The organism is Streptomyces sp. NPDC059371 (assembly GCF_042751995.1).
In the GTDB taxonomy this organism is placed as follows: Bacteria; Actinomycetota; Actinomycetes; order Streptomycetales; family Streptomycetaceae; genus Streptomyces.
Genome location: NZ_JBHYXD010000006.1, coordinates 154,912 through 174,813, shown reverse-complemented (window position 1 = coordinate 174,813; position 19,902 = coordinate 154,912). Strand labels below are relative to the sequence as shown.

Sequence of the window (19,902 nt, the reverse complement as noted above, 5' to 3'; positions counted from 1 at the left end):
CTTCTGCGTGCTGTTCTGCGTGGTCCGACCGTGCCTCCTTTGACTTGACTGGTGTGCCACCGGGACAGACGTCAAGGCGCTGCCCCTCCAGGTCAGGAGTGACCATGGCAACCATCAGGAACATCGTCCTCGTGCACGGTGGCTTCGTGGACGGATCGGGCTGGCAGGGGGTGTACGACCACCTGGCCGCCGACGGATACAAGGTGGCCGTCGTGCAGAACCCGACCCTGTCGCTGGCCGGTGACGTCGCCGCCACCCACCAGGTCCTCGACGGCCTCGACGGCCCGGCCGTGCTCGTCGGACACTCCTACGGCGGAGTCGTGATCACCGAGGCCGGCAGCCACCCCAACGTCGCGGCCCTCGCCTACATCGCCGCGTTCGCACCGGACAAGGGCGAGTCGGTCGATTCCCTGATCGCCGACCCGCCGCCCGGCGCGCCGGTCCCGCCGATCCTGCCGCCCCAGAACGGATTCCTGTTCCTGGACCGGGACAAGTTCGCGGCGTCCTTCGCCGCCGACGTGCCCGAGAAGCTGGCGGCGTTCATGGCCGACTCGCAGGTCCCCTGGGGCGTGGAGGCACTCGAAGGGACGGTCTCCGAACCGGCCTGGCAGAGCAAGCCGTCCTGGTACCTGGTCGCCACGGACGACCACATGATCCCGCCGCCCGCCCAGCGCGCCATGTCCGAGCGGGCCAAGGCCACCGTCTCCGAGACCCCCGGCAGCCATGCCGTCTACGTCTCCCGCCCGGCCGTCGTGGCCGCCGTCATCGCCCAGGCCGCCCAGGGAGCCAACGGCCAGGCCTGAGGTTGCCGAACTTGGCCCGGGCGATCGGACAGGTCCGGCGGATCACCCGGTGTGCTTGAGGGAAGTGCTGGTCACAGCCGCTCTTCGAGGACTGTGACCAGCACGGTCTCTTCGAAGCCGACGCCGAGCATGGCGAATCTCGTCGCGCCTGAGACGGCGGATCCCGCACTCGTCGTCATCCCACAGCCCTATCGGTTTCCCACCCTTCCGCCCCTGGTCCGCACCGTGACGGGCCGGGAGCCCGCCATGCCGTCGAGCCACGCCCGCACGGCTTCGCCCGGGTCGATGGGGGACAGGGCCGAACTCGGTGGTCCGTCGAGGCCCTGCCGCGAGCGGCGCCGTATCTCGACTAAAGTTCCGGAATGTCTGAATTGCGGCTCTGAGTGTTGGGAACGACTTGGCCCTGTCGAACGCCTACGCCTCCCGGACGGGACCAGGCGGCCCGGGTGTCGCGGAGTGCCAGGTCGATCTCCCCGATCCTCGTAGCGGCGCGCATCCCCCCTCGGGGAAGTAGGCGGAAGGCTTGTGGCATGACCCTTCGACCACAGCTGGACTTGCGGCGTTCCTGGCGGCCGGGTCACACGCCCGCACTGGTCGTGATCCCAGTGGGACTGATCGTCGCGGTCTGTGTGGTGGATGTGCTGTCTCCGTCGCACATCCACCTCGGTCCGCTCCTGGTGGCAGCGCCCGCGATCACGGTGGCGTTCGCCGGAGCCCGCGTCACGGCGCTGATGGGAGCACTAGCGGTGGCGGCCCAAGTGCTGATCGGCGCGATCAGAGGGGTCCTGTCCACCGCCAACATCATGGCCCAGATCGCAGCCTTGATCATCGTCTCCGTCGTCTGCGTCACCATCTGCGTGGTGCGGGACCTCAGCGAGAGACAGTTGCACCGAGTGCGGTCGGTGGCCGAGGCGGCGCAGAGTGTGCTGCTGCAGCCACTGCCCACGAACTCCGGCCCGCTGCGGATCGCCGGGCTGTACATCCCCGCCGAGGAAGAGGCCGACCTGGGCGGAGACCTGTACGCGGCAGCACGGACCGTCCACCACAGCACCCGGCTCCTCATCGGTGACGTGCGCGGCAACGGCCTGGCCGCGATCAACAACGCCGCCCTGCTCCTCGGCGCCTTCCGGGCGGCAGCCCATCGGCAGGCCACCCTTCCTCGCCTCGCCATCCACCTGGACGCCGCGTTCCGCTGGGACACCAGCCAGTGGCGGTCACCGGCGGAACAGGACACCAACGAGGACTTCGCCACCGCCATCCTCCTCGACATCCCCGACCACGAACCGGTCGTTCACCTCATCACCTGCGGCCACCCGCCCCCGCTGCTCCTTCGCGGGGACGACCTCACCCCCCTCACGGCCGAGGCGAGCCACCTCCCGATCGGATTCGGCGGGGCCTTCGGGATCAGCGCCTACGACGTCCAGACCTTCCCGTTCGAGGTCGGCGACCTTCTGCTGCTCTACACGGACGGCGTCATCGAAGCCCGCGACGGCGACGGATTCTTCTACCCCTTCACCGAACGGGCGCCGCAATGGACGAAGGAGGACCCCGACGAGCTTCTGAGCCGTCTCCAAGCCGACCTGCTGCTCCACGTCCACGGGCACCTCGACGACGACGCGGCCGTCGTCGCGATCCGACGCCTGGCAGCCTGATCCCGGCCGCCTGGGCCGACGAGGTCTGTGCCTGACACGGGCCGCGGAGCCTCTGCGCGGTGGACGGAGAATCCACTGCGTGCCGGTGCCACGGCGATCCGCAATCCCGCCGGACTCGAGGGGGCGAGTGCGGTACCTGCGTGAGTTCTCCCCGCAGTCAGCGTGCGGTCGCAGCGTGACGGGACTTCGCGCAGCTCCGAATCTGGCTCGACCCCGCGCTCGAAGGCGTGCCGCAGTCCCGGCTGAAGGCCCTTCGCCCGTTCCCGGAGCGGTCCATCCTCCGAGGCGCGCGACGCAAGTCCGAACGCGACCGATACACGGTCCGCGCTCAGACGGTGGCTGCTTCGGAGCGGGCGGTGGCGGGGCGCCTGCCGCGTCGGTCGGCGAGGAGAGCGAGGGCGACACCGATGCCGACCCAGACGGTGAGAGTGAGGGCGGGGAGTTCGGCACCTGAGCCGTCGAAGAAGGCGTTGGCGCGCAGGAGGCTGCCGGAGGCGCCTGGGGGGAGGAGCTGCCCCAGGGTGGCCCAGCCGGTGGGGAGCCAGTGGGGTCCGGTGGCCAGGCCGGAGAGCGGGTTGCCCAGGAGCATCATCAGCGCACCGCCGAGGGCGAAGCCGGCCATGCCGAGGAGGGCCTGGAGGCCCAGGAGGGTGGTGGACAGGGCCGCCGTGCCCAGGACGAGACCGAGGGCGGTGAGCCAGTAGTCTCCGTCGACCGAGTGGGTGGCGAACTGGAGGACTGCGGCGATGGCGGCGCCTGCCACCAGGGAGAACAGGAGGGCTCCCGCGATGCGGGTGCGCAGTCCGCGGTGTCCGGGGAAGACGCTGCTGAGGATGAGGGCGGGGAAGATCCCGCCGAAGATCATGGGCAGGAGTGCGGCGGTCAGTCCCGCACCGCGGGGGTCGTCCTTGGTGAAGGGCACCAGGTCGTGGACGGTGGCCCGTGTGGCGTGCTGTACGGCGACGCTGTCGCCCAGCGCGGTGAGGGCGCTGGTGGCGGAGGGGCCGCCCGCGGTGGCCGTGTAGACGTCGACGTCGTGAGCGGTGACGGCGAGGCCGCCGGCTATGTCCCGGTCCTCGACCGCAGCTTGGAGGGCTGCGGGCGTCGGGTAGCGGCGGACGTCCCAGGCATCGCCGTCGGCGCTGTGCCGGAGGGTCTTGGTGGCCTCTTCGGGGCCGGTGACGCCGAGGGGGACGCGGTGCGGGCCGCTGTGGAGCGAGGGCAGCGCGAAGGCGCACAGCATGGTGGTGATCAGGGCTGCCAGGCCGAGGACGACCAGGGTCAGCTTGCGTCCCGAACCGGGCCGGGTGTGGTTCGACATCGTGGGTCTTTCGTCGTTGCGGAGCGCGCGCGGGCTGTGCCCGTTGTCGGCCGGGCCGTGGCAGGCGGGTTGGCGGGTTGTACGGTCCTGCGAGCCGGATGCGGCACGTACGCGTGGGCGGTCCGCCTCCCACGGCCCGGCCGACTTGCCGGCCGGGCGCCGGGGCGGCCCCGGTCTCCGGCCGGGACCTCAGCTGCGGGCGGCCGCGGCGGCGACGATCCAGTTCCTGAACTCGACGGCGTAGTGCCGCAGGTGGTGGTCCAGGACCTCGTCCGGGCACGTGACGGGGAAGTAGACCGTCAGGTTCGCCGTGAAGCCGTCGGCGGTGTCACCGAACTGGATCAGTGCCCGTCCGACGACGGTGCCGTCGGCCAGGAAGAGGTTCGAGGACATCTTGCGTGGAAACTCGGCCTCCGGGAGGAGTTCGTCCGCGTCCGCCGCCCAGGCCAGTGCGTCCGTTCCCCAGCCGCCCATGTAGAAGGAGGCGACGTGGGGGCCGATGTTCTCCACCACGCGCGCTCCGATGGAGTCGGTGCCCATCACGTAGTGCTCGGGGTGCGCCGCGAGGAGGGCGCTCTCGTCGCCCGCGAACGCCTTGTCCATCCAGGCGAGGAAGGCGCCCGAGGTGAGGCCCTTCGTCGCGAGCACGGTGGTGCCTGCCTTGAAGCTGCCGTCGGAGGTGCGAGCGCTCTCGCGCAGGAAGGCGTTGCCTTCCTCGATGTCCGCGGCCAGGAGGTCGAGGAGCCCCTGGCGGCCCAGCAGCGTCCGGAAGCGCTCCAGAGCGCGGCGGGCGTAGAAGAGCTCGAAGTCGTCGATGCTCCCGGCGCCGGCGGGTCCGGCCTCAAGCGTCACGGTGAGGGGCGGGAGAGTCTGATTGTCGGGCATGGTCGAACCTCCGTAAGATGTGAATGTGAATTCACGTTCACATTGTGAGAGTACGCCGAAGAGTGCCCCAGTTGTCAAAAGGTCCTGTTGAGAGCGCCGCGGATACCATGCGGGACATGACCGAGGAGTCGGAGCGCCCAGCGTTCCACCGGGAACCCCAGCAGGCCCGCAGCGCCGCGACCCTCGCCCGCGTCCTGCGGGCGGCAGAGGAGATCGCCGCCACCTCCGGCCTGGAGGAGATGACGATCGCCGGCGTCGCGCAACGTGCCGGCGTCTCCGTCGGCACCATCTACCGCCGCTTCGAAGACAAAGAACAGCTGATCACCGCCCTGACCGAGCGGATGCTGGAACGCCGCGAGGAATACGTGGCCGAGCAACTGCGCGCGGCCGAGCCCTCGCTCTCCGGCGTCATGGACGCTTATGCGCACGCCCTGCTGCAGTCCTTCGCCGACAGCAGCAGTCTCTTCCCGGAGCTGCTGCGCACGCGGGGGACCAGGTCGCTGGACCGCGGTGCCCGCACCATCACCGAACTCCACCGCCTCCTGCTGGAAGCGGCGGCCCCGTACACCGACCAGATCCGCCGCTCCCCTCCTGACGCGGCACTGGACACCGCGGCCCGCGCCGTCCTCGGGGCCTGCTTCCACAACTCCGTGCGCCCCGATCCCGCCACCGGCGAAGTCGCCAGACGTCGGTACGCCGACGAGCTCAGCGACATGGCGATCGCCTACCTGTCCACTCCCGGCCGGCGCCGCAGCACCGATACCTGAGGCGAACGCATTGCCGCATGGCTCTCACGCCACAGACGCCGCCCACGCCTCCTCGCCGTCGAGCCCTGGGGTCCCCGGGGACGGTGTCGCGATGACGCTCCCAGGGCCTGTTGTGAAAGTGCCAACGGGCCGGACGAGGTGATGCCCAGGTCCGGCGCGTCGGCTCGTCTCTACAGGTCGAGCTGGTACTGCAGTGTCGTGTGCGTGGGCACGTAGCCGAGGCTGTCGCTGATGTGTCTCATGTGCATGTTGCTGTCGGCGGTGTCGGTCAGGAGGCCGCCGAGGCCTGGATAGCGCCCGTGGGCGTGCCGGATCGACTCGGCCTTCATCCATAGGCCGAGGCCGTGTCCGCGGTGCTCGGGCAGGACGCCGGTGCCATAGTGCTGGCCATCACCCGTGCCATCGCCGGGGACAACGAGTTCGGTGAATCCGGCGATCGAGCCGTCGCAGGTGTCGATGGCGACGACGGTGTGCAACTGGTCGCCGCGCTGTTCGACGGCCTTCGCCGCAGCCCGGACCCGGTCCACATCCCAGGCCACGGTGCCGTAGTCGGTGTCGTCCATGGGCATGTCGTCCATAGCCCGACGTGAGGCGGCGAACGTCTGGGCGAGGGCGTCGGGGACGGTTCCCTGCCAGGACGCCAGCCGGTAACCGGGATGCGGACGCTCGATGACCTCGGCGAGGGCGCTGACGTCCACGTCGGCCAGTGGCAAGCGGGCGAACCTCAGGGTGAGCACCTTGCGGAAGCCGTGGGCCGGCAAGAAGTGGTCGCCGGGCGATCCGGCCTGGGCCTGCGCGCTGACGCAGCGTCGGGCGTTGCCCCGGGCGGCGGCCACGGCCGTGTCGAGGAGCTGGGAGCCGACGCCCTTGCGGCGCTCCACGGGATGGACGTGGAGGGTCAGTTCGGCCAGGTGCTCTTGTCCGCCATCGAACAGGCGCAGAAAGGCCGTTCCGACGGGGATGGAATCGGCGTCGGACGCCAGCCAAGCAAGGCGTCGGCTGTGCGCCCCGTGAGCAGGGTCGGTCAGTGGGGTGATGCGAAACGACAAGGTGTCTCCGTCGTGAGGAGGTGGCAAAGGTCAGTACGCGGGATCAACTGCTGGGCACTCCTGCGCATGTGCTCCACACCTCCTCGTCGACAGCGCCGGTCCGGATCACCATGGACGGCTGGGAGAACTTAGCTGGTCTATCGGTTCCTCGGCAAAGGGTTAACTGAAGGCTGGTGCGGCCGTGTGGTCACAGCCACTCATTGATGGCCGCGACCAGCACGGTCGCTGCGTAGCGGACGGCGAGTTTGTCGTATCTCGCGGCCACGGCCCGGTGACGCTTGAGGCGATTGATCCCGCATTCGACCGCGTGCCTCTCGCGGTAGTCCGCCCTGTCGAACGTCGTCGGCCGACCGCCACGGGGGCCGAGCTTCTTGAAGACTCGCTTCCACCTGCCGTCGCGCCGGCGGCGCCGGAACAGGTCGTAGACCCGATCCCACGGCCCGTACCGCTCGGGCACATCCCGCCACGGCGTCCCGGTCCGGGTCCGCCACCGTATGCCGTCGATCAAGAGCAGGGATGAGACCGCCTCGTTGCTTGCGAAAAGGACGCCGGGGCCGGACGAACATCGGCTTCGCCACGGTCCGGCGGGCAGCTTTTTGGCTGGTCGGCGGGGCGCGGTCAGGTGCGCGGCGGGTGGGTGGCGGTGTCGAGGTAGAAGGTGTCGATACTCTGGACGGCCTGCTCGAACTCCTCCAGATTGACCGGTTTCGTCACGTAGGCGTTCGCGTGGCAGTTGTATGCGTCGGCGACGTCGTCAGGCGCGCTGGACGTGGTGAGCACGACGACGGGGATGGTCTGGAGGGCTTCATCCTTCTTGAGGATGCGAAGGAGTTCGCGTCCATTCATCCTGGGCATGTTCAGGTCCAGCACGATCAGGTCGGGGCGCGCCGTGGCGGGCGCCCGCAGGTGCTCGAGCGCGGCAACTCCGTCGGTGACCTGGACCAGGTTGCGGGTCCCGCGCTCGGAGAGGGCTTCCTCGATGAGCAGGGCGTCGGCCAAGTCGTCTTCGACGAGAAGAACATCGAAGGGCCGAGCGGGGGTGGTCATCATCGGATGCTCCATGGGTGCTACGTGGGTGTGGTTGAAGAGCCCGGGCCAGCGACGCCGGGCACCTTGGCGGCTCATGCCGCAGGCAGCACCGATCTGCGGGTACCCGGCACCTGTGCCGGCGGCAGTCGCAGCCGCGCCCCGCTGGAGCCGCTCGGCTGCCAACTGGAGCTGGTTCAGGATGTAGAGCTGCGCCAGGGCCCGCGCCGAATCCCCCTCCGTCGCGGGCGGGGATTCTTCCAGGAGTTGCAGAGCAAGGCGCCTGGCGATTTGGCCGACCGCCGCGTCCGCGACAACTGCCGTCTCCTCGGGGGTGGTTCGCAAAACGAAATTCTTGCCAGGCATACCCAGCACCTTAGGTCTCGAAGCGACCCTGCGACAACCGTTGTTGTCGAGCACCCTCTACAGTGGCCGCTGCCCCGTATGTTGCAGACGGTCATCACAGTGGAGGGGTACACCGCATGAGCGGGAACATGAGAGCGCGTGCACGGGAGTCCTCCACCTGGACGACCCGGCGGTGGCTTCGGGTCGGGGCGGCCGTCGCGCTGACGGTCCTCACCCTCCTCGCGGTGACGGGAGCGTGGGTTCTGCAACAGACGGAATCGATCAGCAAGAACCTCGTGAACGTCAAGTCTCCCGCCCTGAGCACGTCGTTTCGTCTGGAGTCGGCGCTGCTGAACCAGGAGACCGGCATTCGCGGATACGGCGTCACCGGCACCACCGACTTCCTCGCCCCCTACCGGCAGGGGCTCACCGACCAGGCAACCTACACGGCCCGCCTGGCAGAGCTGCTCCGCGGCGACTCGGCCGCCCTGAAGGACCTGAAAACCGTGCAGGACGCCGCGACTACGTGGCAGAAGACGATCGCCCGTCCGATCGCCGCCTCACCCGCCGGAACACCCTCTCCCTTGGCTGCCGAACAGGCCGCGGCGGGCAAGAAGGCCTTCGACGCGGTCCGCAGCGCCCTGAGCAGTCAGCAACAGCGGCTGCGGGCGGAGCGCGCACAGGCAGTGGAAGACCTCAACGCCACGATGGTGCTTCGGAACTGGCTGTTCACCGCGATCGCGGTCGTCATCGCCGCTCTCACGGTACTGGCCTTCGAGGGACTGCGCCGCGGTGTCACCGGACCCCTGGACCAGCTCGGAGCGGACGCCCGCGCTGTGGCCGACGGTGACTTCGACCACCCCATCACCCTCCTCGGGCCGGCGGACCTGCGCCTGCTCAGCGGCGAGATCGACTTCATGCGCCGACGCCTCGTACGCGAGCTGGCGTTCACCGAGGAGGCCCGCCTTCGCCTCGACGCGCAGGCCGCCGACCTGCAGCGCTCGAACGCCGAGCTGGAGCAGTTCGCGTACGTGGCCTCCCACGACCTCCAGGAGCCGCTGCGCAAGGTCTCCAGCTTCACTCAGCTGCTGCAGCGCCGCTACGGCGGACAGCTCGACGCCCGGGCCGACCAGTACATCGACTACGCGGTCGACGGTGCGAACCGCATGCAGACGCTCATCAGCGACCTCCTCGATTTCTCTCGCGTCGGCCGCGTCCACCACGAGCTCCAGAGCGTCGATCTCGGCTCGGTGCTGGAGCGGACCCTGTCCTCCCTCAGCGTGAGCATCGAGGAAACGGGCGCCTCGATCACGCACGACCCGCTGCCGCACCTGGTCGCCGACTCCACGCAGATGGGCATGCTCTGGCAGAACCTGATCGGCAACGCCGTCAAATTCCGCCGGCCCGACGAGGCACCCGAGATCCACATATCCGTCGCCCGGGAAGACGCGCTGTGGCGGTTCACGGTCACTGACAACGGCATCGGCATCGCTCCCGAATACGCCGAGAAGGTGTTCGTGATCTTCCAGCGACTCCACACCAAGGATGCCTACAAGGGCAGCGGTATCGGCCTGGCCATGTGCAAGAAGATCGTCGAATTCCACGGCGGCACCATCTCCGTCGACCCCGACCACCGAGACGGCACCCGCATCACCTTCACCCTCGCCGGCGAACCCCCCAAGGTCATAGGCCCCTCCACCATGCCGGAAGTGACCCGCGCCGACACGGAATCAGCCCAGTGACCGCGCCCGCCACAGACACCCCCGGCAGACGCTCGCCAGAACCGGCGTACCGCATCCTGCTCATCGAGGACGACCCGGCGGACGCCCTCCTCGTCGAAGAACTCCTCCACGACACGGGACTGCGCTTCGAGCTCATCACGAGGACGACCCTCGCCGAAGCCCGCACGGAGCTCGCGGCCCGGGCGATCGACTGCATCCTCCTCGACCTCCACCTGCCGGACATGTCGGGGACCGAGACCATCGCCGCCGTCCGGGAACTCGCCCCCCACACCGCCGTGATCGTCTTCACCGGTCTGTCCGAGACGCAGGCAGGAGCCGAGGCGATGGCCGCCGGAGCCCAGGACTACCTCGTCAAGGGAAAGGTCCAAGCCGATCTGCTGCACCGGACCGTCCGCTACGCCGTCTACCGCAGCCAGACCGAACGCACAACGGTCGAAGCCCAGAAAGCCCGCCTCCACGCCGAGGAGAACGGCCGTCTTCAACGGGGCTTGCTGCCCCAGCCCATCCTCGGCACTTCCACGGTCACAGTGACGACCCGCTATCTGCCCGGGGCCGAAAGAGCACTGCTCGGAGGGGACTTCCTCGACGTCGTGGAGAGCGATGACGGGCTCCTGCACGCCGTTGTCGGCGATGTCAGCGGACATGGTTCTGATGCCGCCGCGGTCGGCGTCTGCCTCCGCATCGCCTGGCGCTCCCTCGTCCTCGGTGGGCATCACGGCCCCGACCTCCTGCACCTCATGGAACGCCTCCTGATCGCCGAACGCGGTCCCCAGCCCCTGTTCGCCACCTGCACGCTCCTGACCCTCGATCAGAACGCCGCCACGGCCACCCTGTATCTGGCAGGTCACCACGAACCCCTCCTCACCACCGCCGAGGGCACCCGGGAACTGGTCGCCGCACACGGAATGGCCCTGGGGATCGCCCCGAAACTCGGTACGTGGTCCGCCACAGTGATTCCGCTGCCGGCCGCCGGCGCCCTGACCCTCTACACCGACGGCCTCACCGAGGGACACAACGGCTCGAACAGCGAGCGGCTCGGCGTCGAAGGACTTCTCGCGCTGATGCGCAACCTGTCGTCGACAGACCCGGCCGCCGATGTCGACCGCCTCATCAACCAGACCCAGGCATTGAATGCCGGGCGTCACACCGACGACTTGGCCGTACTTCGCCTGGACTGGGACAACCGGTGAGTACCGATCCGCGCGCCTTACTGAGTGTTGAGCCGGTCCCGGACCAGTACGGTCGGTGCCTTGACGAGCTGGTGGACACCGTCGATGAGCGCGATGAGTTCACCCTCGCCCATGCTGCGGCGCTTGCCCCTGCCTGCGGGATGGGTGCGCAGACGGTGGCACAGCCGGGTGCGGGAGCCGGGCCGCTTCGCGGTCAGCCCGGCCACCGACAGGCGCCCCGGAGCGTCGGCCACTGACCGTCACGACCGGTGTGGCCGCGTCGGCCCCAGGTGCGTCCCCGGCGCGGCCGACGGGTAAAACCGGCTTCGTCCTCGAAGACGTCGGCAAGACCGTCAAACGCGCCGGTGCTGGCCCGGACGGGCCCGTAATTTGCGCTGCGATACGGGCTGCCACGAGAACCTGAATCAACCCGGACCGGGACATTCAGAGATCACTTCAGGACATTGGGTGATTGATTTCGGTCCGGGGCAAAGGGCGGGGTTGCCGCGCGGGAGACTCCTGAGCGATCTTCGGTGGAGACGCGGGGTAAGTGACGGAATGGCCGCACGGCCAATTCCGTCGAGTTCACCTTCCCTGTGACGTGACCGCACAATTCAGCATTAGCTCACTGGGGGAATTGCAATGTCACGGACCAAGAAGATCGTGCGTTCCTCGGCCATGGTGATCGCCGCGGCCGCCGCGCTCACCGTCGCCGTACCGGTCGGCAGCGCCTACGCCATAGACGAGGTTCCCTGCCAGGGCAGGACGGACCTCCTGAAGGTCGAAGGGCACTCCTGGGGAGGGTCTCTCGAGATCTGCTACGCGAACGCCGGCAGGGATGAGTACCCGGGCGGCATCTGGGTGGACAGGATCACCACCGGCAACAATGACATTATCTACTACGACGTCAACGGGGCCACGGTGGAGATCAACCGGTGGACCGTATTCCAGCCGCGAAACGCGGTGCACGTCAATGCAATTCAAATCCGGTGACGACTCCACGGGCCGTGATCGCGTGATACAGAACCTCGCGGATAGCGCCGGGATGTGGCGGGACGATTCCTCTCCCCGACACCCCGTCTCAACCTCGATCCACCGCCTATTGATCGGATTGATCGGTCTGTCGACGGAGAAATAGGAAGAGGCGCCCGCTACCGGCTTCGGCTCGGCGGGGTGAATCTTCGCGAAGTACCTGTAGGGCCTGGAATGTTGGCTGTATCTCGTGGTGTGTGAAGTATGGCGATGGGGGTGGGCTGACTGCTGCGAGGCGTCGGCGCCGGGAGACGGAATGGCTCCAGGCGGCCGTGCTGTTCGAGCAGAGGATCAAGCCGGTCGAGGTCGCACGGCGGTTGCGGGTGAGCCGGAAGTCGGCCCACCAGCTGTGGCGGACGGCGGTGCCCCGGCTCTGGCCTCTCGCGGCCCGAGCGGATCGCGCTGCCGTCTGTCGCCGCGCTGCCTGGAGAAACCGGCCGCGTGTCTGGAGCAGGTCCGGCCGCGCACGGCTGGGCGGAGGACCAGGTGTGGGCCGCCGCTCGGGTGGCCACGCTGATCGGCAGGAGGTTCCTCCTCTCCTACAGCGTCTGGGGTGCCACGAGGCTGATGCACCGGCTCGGCTTCAGCCCGCAGGTCCCCGCGCGGCGGGTCGCCGAACGCGATGAGCAGGCCGTCACCGTATGGAAGGAGGCGACCCGGGCAGAGGTAAAAGGGCCAGGGCGGCCTGCGGGGGCTACGTCTGTTTCGAGGACGAAGCCGGTTTTGCCCGTCGGCCGCCCCGGGGACGCACCTGGGGCCGACGCGGCCGCACCCCGGTCGTGACGGTCAGTGGCCGACGCTCCGGGCGCCTGTCGGTGGCCGGGCTGACCGCGAAGCGGCCCGGCTCCCGCACCCGGCTGTGCCACCGTCTGCGCACCCATCCCGCAGGCAGGGGCAAGCGCCGCAGCACGGGCGAGCGTGAACTCATCGCGCTGATCGACGGTGTCCACCAGCTCGTCAAGGCACCGACCGTACTGGTCCGGGACCGGCTCAACACTCATGTCTCCCACGCCATGCGCGAGCTGATCGCCCAGCGTGCATGGCTGACAGTGTTCCTGCTGCCCGTCTACCTGCCCCCGCTCGACACGGACGACTGACGTCCGCGCGAGTCAGCTTCCGTGGCTCGACAGCATCTCCTTGACCTTGGCGATGGCGAAGCCCCAGCCCTGCGCCACGGTCGGCTTGCCCGGCACAGCCATCTCCTCCGGGTTGGTCAGTACGTCCAGCACGACCGGCCCGGGGGTGTCGAACGCCCGGCGCACACTGTCGTGGAGCTCGGCCGGGTCCGTGACCCGGATTCCGGTGATCCCGAGTGCTGTGGCGAGGGCGGCGAAGTCAGGGTTGTCGAGTTCCGTGCCGAACTCGGGCAGACCCGCCTGCTCCTGTTCCAGCTTGACCATGCCGAGGCGTCGATTGTCGAAGACGACGAGCTTCACCGGCAGCCTGTACGTCTTGATCGTCATGAGGTCCCCCAGCAGCATGCTGAGTCCTCCGTCGCCGCAGAACGCGACGGTCTGCCGGTCCGGCGCCCAGAGCTGCGCCCCGAGGGCCTGCGGCATGGCATTGGCCATGGAGCCGAGATTGTAGGAGCCGATCAGACGTCGGGTGCCGCTCATGGTGACGAGGCGGGAGAGCCAGACGGTGGCCATTCCCGTGTCGGAGGTGAAGATGGCGTCCTGGTCCGCGAACCTGTCCACCGCGGCCGCCAGTGACTCGGGACGGATCTCATGGTCCCGGTTGTCCAGAGCGGCACGCATCTTGCCGGTCAGGCGGCGTTCGTGGTCCGGGTCGGCCAGCCGCTGCTGGCCCTCCTGCCAGTGGGCGAACCGCTCCCGGGCATCGTCCAGGTGGGCACGGTCGGACGCTGCCTTCAACAGCGGAAGCAGGCCGCGCAGCGTCGCTCCGACGTCGCCGGCGAGTCCTACGGTCACCGGGACCCTGCGTCCCAGATGATCCTCACGGGCGTCGATCTGCACGACTTTGCAGTCCTTCGGATACCAGTCGCGGTAAGGGAAGTCGGTGCCCAGCATGAGCAGCGCGTCACCGCTGTCGAAGGCGTGGGCGGCGGCGGGGTTGCCGATAAGACCGGTCTGGCCGACCTGGAAGGCGTTGTCCTCCTCGAAACCCTCCTTCGCCTTGAGGGTGAGCACCATGGGCGCGGCGAGCAGCTCAGCGGTCCGGAGCACCTCGCCGCGGGCGTCACGCGCCCCGCGGCCGACGAGCAGAGTGACGCGTGAGGCGCTGTTGAGCAGCTCGGCAGCCTCGACGAGAGCGGGGTCGTCGGGCCGGGTGACGGGACGATCCAGAGCGAAGCGCGTCGGCCGGTCCTCACTCAGTTCCTGGTCACCCAGGTCACCTGGAACGGTCAGGACGGCCACTCCGCCGTGACTGACGGCGGCGCGAACGGCCGATTCGAGCATGCGTGGCATCTGATCCGGGGAGGTGACGGTGGCGCGGTAGACGGCTACGTCGCGGAAGAGCAGGTCGTTGTCGACCTCCTGGAAGTAGTCGCTGCCGATCTCGGCTAGGGGGACCTGACCGCAGATCGCGAGCACCGGGGTCCGGCTCTTGGCCGCGTCGTAGAGCCCGTTGAGGAGGTGGACGGATCCTGGTCCCACAGTCCCCATGCACACGCCGACGGTTCCTGAGAGCTGTGACTGGGCTCCCGCGGCGAAGGCCGCGGCCTCTTCGTGCCGGCAGCCGATCCAGCTCAGGCCTTCCGTGGTGCGGATGGCGTCGGTCAGCGGGTTCAGTGCGTCCCCGACGACTCCGAAGACGTGCCCGACACCCAGCTCCTTGAGTGCGTCGACGATCACATGGGCGACAGTGCGTGCCACAGATATGCCTTCCGGTCCGGTGTGCCCCCGCGGTACGAGGGCACGGTTCAGTGGGTGAAGCGGTCCGGGTGGGCCGTCTGCCAGTCGGGTGCCCAGCTGTCGGGTGCTGATGCGAGCAGTTGTCCGGGAGTTAGCCATTCATGGAGCTCGGCGTAGGAGCGGACGGTGTGCGGGTCCACCCGCTGGAGGAGCATGGGCGGGCGCAGGCCGCTCGGATCGTCGACGCCCATCGCCGCCATGATCTGGAGGGCGCTCTTCACCGTCGCCTCCTGAAAGCGTTGGACACGCTGTGACTTGTCGTCGACGTCGACGGCGCGGCCCCGGCGCTCGTCCTGGGTGGCGACCCCCACGGGGCAGGTATTGGTGTGGCAGCGCTGCGCCTGGATGCACCCGACGGCGAACATCATGGCCCGGGCCGCGTTGGTGTAATCGGCGCCCTGGACCAGGCGCTTCACCAGATCACTGCCCGTGGCGACTTTGCCGCTGGCACCGATCTTGATCCGGTCGCGCAGCCCGACGCCCACGAGGGCGTTGTGCACAGTCATCAGACCTTCGCTGAGCGGAAGTCCGACGTTGTCGGCGAACTCGAGCGGCGCCGCGCCCGTCCCGCCCTCGGCGCCGTCGACGATGATGAAGTCCGGTGTCGTTCCTTCGGCCAGCATGGCCTTGCATACGGCGAGGAATTCACGGCGCGAACCGACACACAGCTTGAACCCGACGGGTTTGCCGCCGGCCAATTCGCGCATCCGGCGCAGGAAGCGGACCAGTTCGCGGGGTGTGGTGTACACCCGGTGGAAGGGCGGCGAGACGACCGTCTCTCCCTCCGGTACGCCACGCACCTGGGCGATCTCCGCGTTCACCTTGGCTCCCGGCAGCACTCCGCCGATGCCCGGCTTGGCCCCCTGGCTGATCTTCAGCGAAACGCACTTGACCTGATCGTGCGCCGCCTTGTCGGCGAACTGCCGCTCGTCGAAGCCTCCGTCGTCCGTCCGGCAGCCGAAGTAGCCGGTGCCGATCTCCCACACGAGGTCGCCGCCGGGGCGCAGGTGGTACTCGGAAAGGCCGCCTTCTCCGGTGTCGTGGGCGAAAGCGCCGAGCTGAGCCCCGGTGTTGAGAGCCAGTACGGCATTGGCCGACAGCGAGCCGAAGCTCATCGCGGAAACATTGAGCAGAGCCATGTCGTACGGCTGTGTGCACTCGGGGCCACCGATCCGCACCCGGGGCGGGGTGTCGGGCACCGCTCGCGGAGCCATGGACGGAGTGAGGTACTCACTGCCGGCCCGGTAGAGGTCGAGCTCCGTGCCGAACGGCTCCTCGGCGGCGGTTCCCTTGGCCCTCTCGTAGACGATGCTGCGAGTGTCACGGTCGAAGGGGCGGCCGTCGAAATTCCGCTCGATGAAGTACTGCTGGATTTCCGGCCGAAGCGTCTCCAGCGCGAATCGGAAATGCCCGAGCAGGGGGTAGTTCCGCAAGACGGAATGCCGCCGTTGAACGAGATCGTGGACGGCCACCAGCGCGGCCACGAGCAAGGGGACGGCGACACCCCAGTACCAGGGGGAGACAATCACGGCGGCGACGAGGCTGCTCACCGTCAGCAAGCCGAGCAGGACGACCAGACGTATCTTCAGCACTACGTCCTTGTGTCCGCAAGTCCGGCCGCCAATCACGAGCATGGGAGCGACCGCGCGCTCGTGCGGTCACGGCCAGGGGCCCGGTCGCCGGCCGCCCGCTCGGGCGCCCGCAGACCGGACTCCTGCTCATATCAGGCCTTGCCCTGCATGCTTCGACGTGCCGGGTTGCCCTGCTCCGAGGCCTTGGGGTCCTTCTCATCGGCCTTGGCACGCACCCCCTGCTCGATACGTTCACCGATCGACTTGTCGACGTTCGACCAGTACTCAAACGCTCGCTGCAGCACGGGCTCGGTGACACCGTTGAGCAGGTGGCCGACGACGTTGTCCACGAGCCGGTCCCTCGCCGCGTCGTCCAGGACCTCACGCACCATCGTGCCGGCCTGGCCCCAGTCGTCGTCCTCACGATGAGAGACGTAGGCGGCGCGGGTGATCTCACCGTCGGCGTACCAGCTCGGGGGATTGCCGAACCGGGCTGTGTCCGCCGCGGGGCCGCCCTTCGAGTTCGGTGCGTAGACGGGGTCGCTCGCCTTCCGGTACGCCATCGCACCGTCCTTGGAGTACGTGTGCACCGGATTGACGGGGGCGTTCACCGGCAGTTGCTGGTAGTTGGCTCCGATGCGGTAGCGGTGCGCGTCCGCATAGGAGAACAGCCGCGCCAGCAGCATGCGGTCGGGGCTGGGGCCGATGCCTGCGACGAGGTTGTTCGGCTGGAAGGCGGCCTGCTCGATTTCCGCGTGGTTGTCCGTGGGGTTGCGGTCCAGGGTCATCCGTCCGACCTCGATCAGAGGGTAGTCGCCGTGCGGCCACACCTTGGTCAGATCGAAGGGGTTGAAGCGGTAGTCGACCGCTTCCTCGTACGGCATGACCTGCACGTACAGTGTCCAGCTCGGATAATCGCCGTCGCGGATGTGTTCGAAGAGGTCCCGCGTGTGGTAGTCGGTGTCGACCGCCGCCATCTGGTCGCCCTCGTGCTGGGTGAAGAACTCAATGCCCTGGTCGGTCTTGAAGTGGTACTTCACCCAGAACCTCTCGCCCTGAGCGTTGATCCACATGTAGGTGTGCGAGGTGTAGCCGTTCATGTGACGCCAGCTACGCGGGATGCCGCGGTCGCCCATCAGCCAGGTGACCTGGTGGGCGGACTCGGGGGAGAGGGTCCAGAAATCCCACTGCATGTCGTGGTCACGCAGGTTGTTGTCTGCTCGGCGCTTCTGGGACCGGATGAAGTGCTGGAACTTCATCGGGTCCTTCACGAAGAACACGGGGGTGTTGTTGCCCACCATGTCGTAGTTGCCTTCGCTGGTGTAGAACTTCACCGCGAAGCCGCGCGGGTCGCGCCAGGTGTCCGGGCTTCCCCGCTCACCGGCGACGGTGGAGAACCGGGTGACCAGCTCGGTACTGGTACCGGGCTGGAAGACCGCGGCCTTGGTGTATGCGCTGACATCCGCGGTGACGTCGAAACGACCGAACGCGCCGCTGCCCTTCGCGTGCGGTTGACGCTCGGGAATGCGCTCCCGGTTGAACTGGGCCATCTGCTCGATGAGGTACGAATCCTGCAGCAGAATGGGGCCGCCCGGGCCGACAGTGAGCGAGTGCTCGTCGCTTTCCACCGGAATGCCCGCGTCGGTGGTGGTCGGTTTGGGTGTGGAGTCGGTCATTCTCGATTCCCCTTCGATGGTGCGTGCGGGTACGAAACTGTGATCCGGGCCGTGGACCTCGGCTCAGAACCCGGGACCTCACCGCCGAGGGCTGGACGCTCACGACGACACCGCCGAGCCGCTGCGGCCCCTGACCCGGCAGTGAGACACGGGTAACCCGTCATCGACGTAGCAAAACACTCATGAAACGGTTGAAAGCGCCTCACGTCGAAGATCACCCCCATTGGTGCGCGGGGTGCGGAAGGAATGCGGGTCGTCATTGACCCGCCGCCGTCGGCGCTCGGTCGGCCGGATCACGGGGTGGCGAGCCAAAGGACCACCGCCGAGGGCAACGTGGAAACGGCGACGGACGAACGACGTCGGCCGCGTCCGATGGTCGGCCGACACGGCGCGAGTCGTCTCCGCGTCCCAGGACGGCATCCCAGGGTCTCCATGTTTGCCCAGGTCAACAGGGTTGGGATGTCCCACCGTCCCAGGTACGGCGGCGGCTGTTGCCATGGATCCCAGCGTCCTGGAAGCTCTGCTGTCGCACCGGCCGAGGCGGCCCGACCGCCCCGCCGGCCGTTCCTTGAACGATCATTCACATTGCCAACACGAGGGGGGAACTCGTGCGCAGAATCATGCTGCCCGTGTTTGCCGCGTTGTCCTTATCGCTGGTGCTCCCGCAGGGAGTGGCGGGGGCGGCACCTTCGGGTGCATCGCCCGCCGCGGCGACCGCGGTCGTCGACCAGCCGCTGGCGGACGGTGAGATCCAGCAGGTCGGTCCCGGTCAGTACTCGACCGCGGAGCAGTCCTTCGAGATCTACGAGACAGATGTGGCAGAAGGCCTCATGAGCCGCAGTCACACGGTCACCGCCCAGGCGGGCGATGTCGCGAGGCCTGAGTCCGCACCCGCGTCCCGCCCCGACATGGGTGTTTTCGGTCCCGGTTGGGACGCCCAGTTCGTGGGGGGCCAGCTCGACCGCAAGTTGGAGCGGAAGACCGACTCCGTCGTCGTCACCGACCTCACCACGAACACCCCGATCACCTACGCCCTGAAGAGCAGCGTCGACTCCCCGAGCGGCGGCGGCGTCAGGAAGTACGCGACCACCGAGGGCGACAAGCTCACCGAGACGACCAGGTTCGACGAGGCGACGGGCACGCTGGTGTCCACCGTCGTCGAGGTCGTCAGCGTGGCCGCGTCGGCCGCGGACGCGGATCAGTCCGCCGACACCGATGCCGACGCTCCCGTCGGCATCGACAAACTGACCCCCACGTACACCTGGAAGCAGACCGCTCCGGGTACCGACACCTGGCGCGTCACCGGGGTGGGCACCGCGGCCGACGGCGTTCTCTCCGCCGTCGGCTATGACACCAAGGGCCGGGTCTCCACCGTCACGGAGGCCGCGACCGGGGAGACCCCCGAGCAGTCGCTGAAGGTCAGCTACTCGGCCGGCACGACGGCCAACGGCACGACACTCGGTGAGTTCACCGGGCGCGCCAAGGAGATCAGCGTCACCACCGGTACGACGACACAGACGCTCGCGCGGTACTCGTACGACGCCTCAGGTCTGCTGCGTTCGGTGGCCAACCCGGCCGAGGGCACCGAGCCGGTCTTCTCGTACAGCTACGACTCCACCGGACGTGTCTCCGACGTCACTTCGCCGTCCAACGGCGACTGGGAGCTGGCGTTCCCGGGCAGTTCGGCCTCACCGAACGTCGAGCCGATCGGCCCCGCGCGTCCGTCCGCCGAGTCGCCCTTCGTGGGCGCGGCCGGTATCGACGACGAGGCCGCCACCGCTCCGCCGGCGACGGACTTCTCCAACGGAGAGACCACCGACCCGCAGGCCTACCCCCGTCACTGCGACCGCGCGATGGACTGGATGTGGTACCTCAAGAGCGGGGGGGCCGCGGGGGGGGCGCCCAACGGCAGGCACAAAACCGAAATGCGGTAAACGCCCACCCGGTGACGCCTCGCGGGCCTCCTCGAAAACGGCGGCCGCACCCCC

At 68.5% G+C, this 19,902-nt stretch carries 17 protein-coding genes and 1 pseudogene; 9 read left to right on the top strand and 9 right to left on the bottom strand.

The window, feature by feature from the left end; all coding sequences use genetic code 11:
• Positions 1-104: 104 nt before the first annotated feature.
• Positions 105-803: an alpha/beta fold hydrolase gene (locus tag ACFXGX_RS06170; RefSeq protein WP_384785288.1), complete on the top strand. Its 699-nt coding sequence runs from the start codon at positions 105-107 to the stop codon at positions 801-803.
• 530 nt (positions 804-1,333) lie between these two features.
• The gene (locus ACFXGX_RS06165; RefSeq protein ID WP_384785285.1) at positions 1,334-2,455 is read left to right on the top strand and encodes a PP2C family protein-serine/threonine phosphatase; all 1,122 of its coding nucleotides are present in this window, start codon (positions 1,334-1,336) and stop codon (positions 2,453-2,455) included.
• A gap of 328 nt (positions 2,456-2,783) precedes the next feature.
• On the opposite strand, the gene ACFXGX_RS06160 is transcribed toward ACFXGX_RS06165, so the two are convergent.
• The gene (locus ACFXGX_RS06160; protein ID WP_384785282.1) at positions 2,784-3,776 is read right to left on the bottom strand and encodes a hypothetical protein; all 993 of its coding nucleotides are present in this window, start codon (positions 3,774-3,776) and stop codon (positions 2,784-2,786) included.
• A 189-nt stretch (positions 3,777-3,965) separates the two neighbouring features.
• A complete protein-coding gene (locus ACFXGX_RS06155) occupies positions 3,966-4,661 on the bottom strand; it encodes a hypothetical protein (protein WP_384785279.1) in 696 nt (231 codons plus the stop codon).
• Positions 4,662-4,777: 116 nt separating this feature from the next.
• Between ACFXGX_RS06155 and ACFXGX_RS06150 the strand changes: the two genes are divergently transcribed.
• Positions 4,778-5,428, top strand: coding sequence for a TetR/AcrR family transcriptional regulator (locus ACFXGX_RS06150; protein WP_384785276.1), 651 nt, complete (start codon positions 4,778-4,780; stop codon positions 5,426-5,428).
• A 170-nt stretch (positions 5,429-5,598) separates the two neighbouring features.
• On the opposite strand, the gene ACFXGX_RS06145 is transcribed toward ACFXGX_RS06150, so the two are convergent.
• The 3 genes from ACFXGX_RS06145 to ACFXGX_RS06135 all read right to left on the bottom strand — a co-directional run bounded on the left by ACFXGX_RS06145 (position 5,599) and on the right by ACFXGX_RS06135 (position 7,869).
• On the bottom strand, positions 5,599-6,477 hold the full coding sequence (locus tag ACFXGX_RS06145; RefSeq protein WP_384785274.1) for a GNAT family N-acetyltransferase: 879 nt from the start codon (positions 6,475-6,477) through the stop codon (positions 5,599-5,601).
• A gap of 187 nt (positions 6,478-6,664) precedes the next feature.
• Positions 6,665-6,985 (bottom strand): transposase, encoded by a 321-nt coding sequence (locus ACFXGX_RS06140; protein ID WP_384785271.1) that lies wholly within the window; start codon positions 6,983-6,985, stop codon positions 6,665-6,667.
• A gap of 110 nt (positions 6,986-7,095) precedes the next feature.
• Positions 7,096-7,869, bottom strand: a complete 774-nt coding sequence (locus ACFXGX_RS06135; protein ID WP_384785268.1) for a response regulator — start codon at positions 7,867-7,869, stop codon at positions 7,096-7,098.
• Between the two features lie 128 nt (positions 7,870-7,997).
• Between ACFXGX_RS06135 and ACFXGX_RS06130 the strand changes: the two genes are divergently transcribed.
• On the top strand, positions 7,998-9,590 hold the full coding sequence (locus ACFXGX_RS06130; protein WP_384785265.1) for an ATP-binding protein: 1,593 nt from the start codon (positions 7,998-8,000) through the stop codon (positions 9,588-9,590).
• Positions 9,587-10,780, top strand: coding sequence for a PP2C family protein-serine/threonine phosphatase (locus tag ACFXGX_RS06125; RefSeq protein ID WP_384785262.1), 1,194 nt, complete (start codon positions 9,587-9,589; stop codon positions 10,778-10,780). The genes ACFXGX_RS06130 and ACFXGX_RS06125 overlap by 4 nt, the downstream gene beginning before the upstream one ends.
• 17 nt (positions 10,781-10,797) lie before the next feature.
• Here ACFXGX_RS06125 and ACFXGX_RS06120 read toward each other — a convergent pair whose 3' ends face one another.
• Positions 10,798-11,013 (bottom strand): hypothetical protein, encoded by a 216-nt coding sequence (locus ACFXGX_RS06120; protein WP_384785259.1) that lies wholly within the window; start codon positions 11,011-11,013, stop codon positions 10,798-10,800.
• A gap of 388 nt (positions 11,014-11,401) precedes the next feature.
• On the opposite strand from ACFXGX_RS06120, the gene ACFXGX_RS06115 reads away from it, so the two are divergent.
• The 3 genes and pseudogenes from ACFXGX_RS06115 to ACFXGX_RS06105 all read left to right on the top strand — a co-directional run bounded on the left by ACFXGX_RS06115 (position 11,402) and on the right by ACFXGX_RS06105 (position 12,888).
• Positions 11,402-11,752: a beta/gamma crystallin domain-containing protein gene (locus ACFXGX_RS06115; RefSeq protein ID WP_384785256.1), complete on the top strand. Its 351-nt coding sequence runs from the start codon at positions 11,402-11,404 to the stop codon at positions 11,750-11,752.
• 480 nt (positions 11,753-12,232) lie between these two features.
• Positions 12,233-12,385: pseudogene (locus ACFXGX_RS06110) on the top strand (winged helix-turn-helix domain-containing protein); the annotation flags it as partial.
• Between the two features lie 47 nt (positions 12,386-12,432).
• Positions 12,433-12,888, top strand: a complete 456-nt coding sequence (locus ACFXGX_RS06105; RefSeq protein ID WP_384785253.1) for a transposase — start codon at positions 12,433-12,435, stop codon at positions 12,886-12,888.
• A gap of 12 nt (positions 12,889-12,900) precedes the next feature.
• Here ACFXGX_RS06105 and ACFXGX_RS06100 read toward each other — a convergent pair whose 3' ends face one another.
• The 3 genes from ACFXGX_RS06100 to ACFXGX_RS06090 all read right to left on the bottom strand — a co-directional run bounded on the left by ACFXGX_RS06100 (position 12,901) and on the right by ACFXGX_RS06090 (position 17,914).
• Positions 12,901-14,628: a thiamine pyrophosphate-dependent enzyme gene (locus ACFXGX_RS06100; RefSeq protein ID WP_384785250.1), complete on the bottom strand. Its 1,728-nt coding sequence runs from the start codon at positions 14,626-14,628 to the stop codon at positions 12,901-12,903.
• Positions 14,629-14,675: 47 nt separating this feature from the next.
• Positions 14,676-16,259 (bottom strand): FMN-binding glutamate synthase family protein, encoded by a 1,584-nt coding sequence (locus ACFXGX_RS06095; RefSeq protein WP_384785247.1) that lies wholly within the window; start codon positions 16,257-16,259, stop codon positions 14,676-14,678.
• Between the two features lie 131 nt (positions 16,260-16,390).
• Complete coding sequence (locus ACFXGX_RS06090) at positions 16,391-17,914, bottom strand: catalase (RefSeq protein WP_384785244.1); 1,524 nt, start codon at positions 17,912-17,914, stop codon at positions 16,391-16,393.
• A gap of 608 nt (positions 17,915-18,522) precedes the next feature.
• Here ACFXGX_RS06090 and ACFXGX_RS06085 point away from each other — a divergent pair.
• Positions 18,523-19,848 carry a phospholipase gene (locus ACFXGX_RS06085; RefSeq protein WP_384785241.1) on the top strand — a complete coding sequence of 442 codons (1,326 nt, stop codon included), beginning with the start codon at positions 18,523-18,525 and terminating at the stop codon, positions 19,846-19,848.
• Positions 19,849-19,902 lie beyond the last annotated feature (54 nt).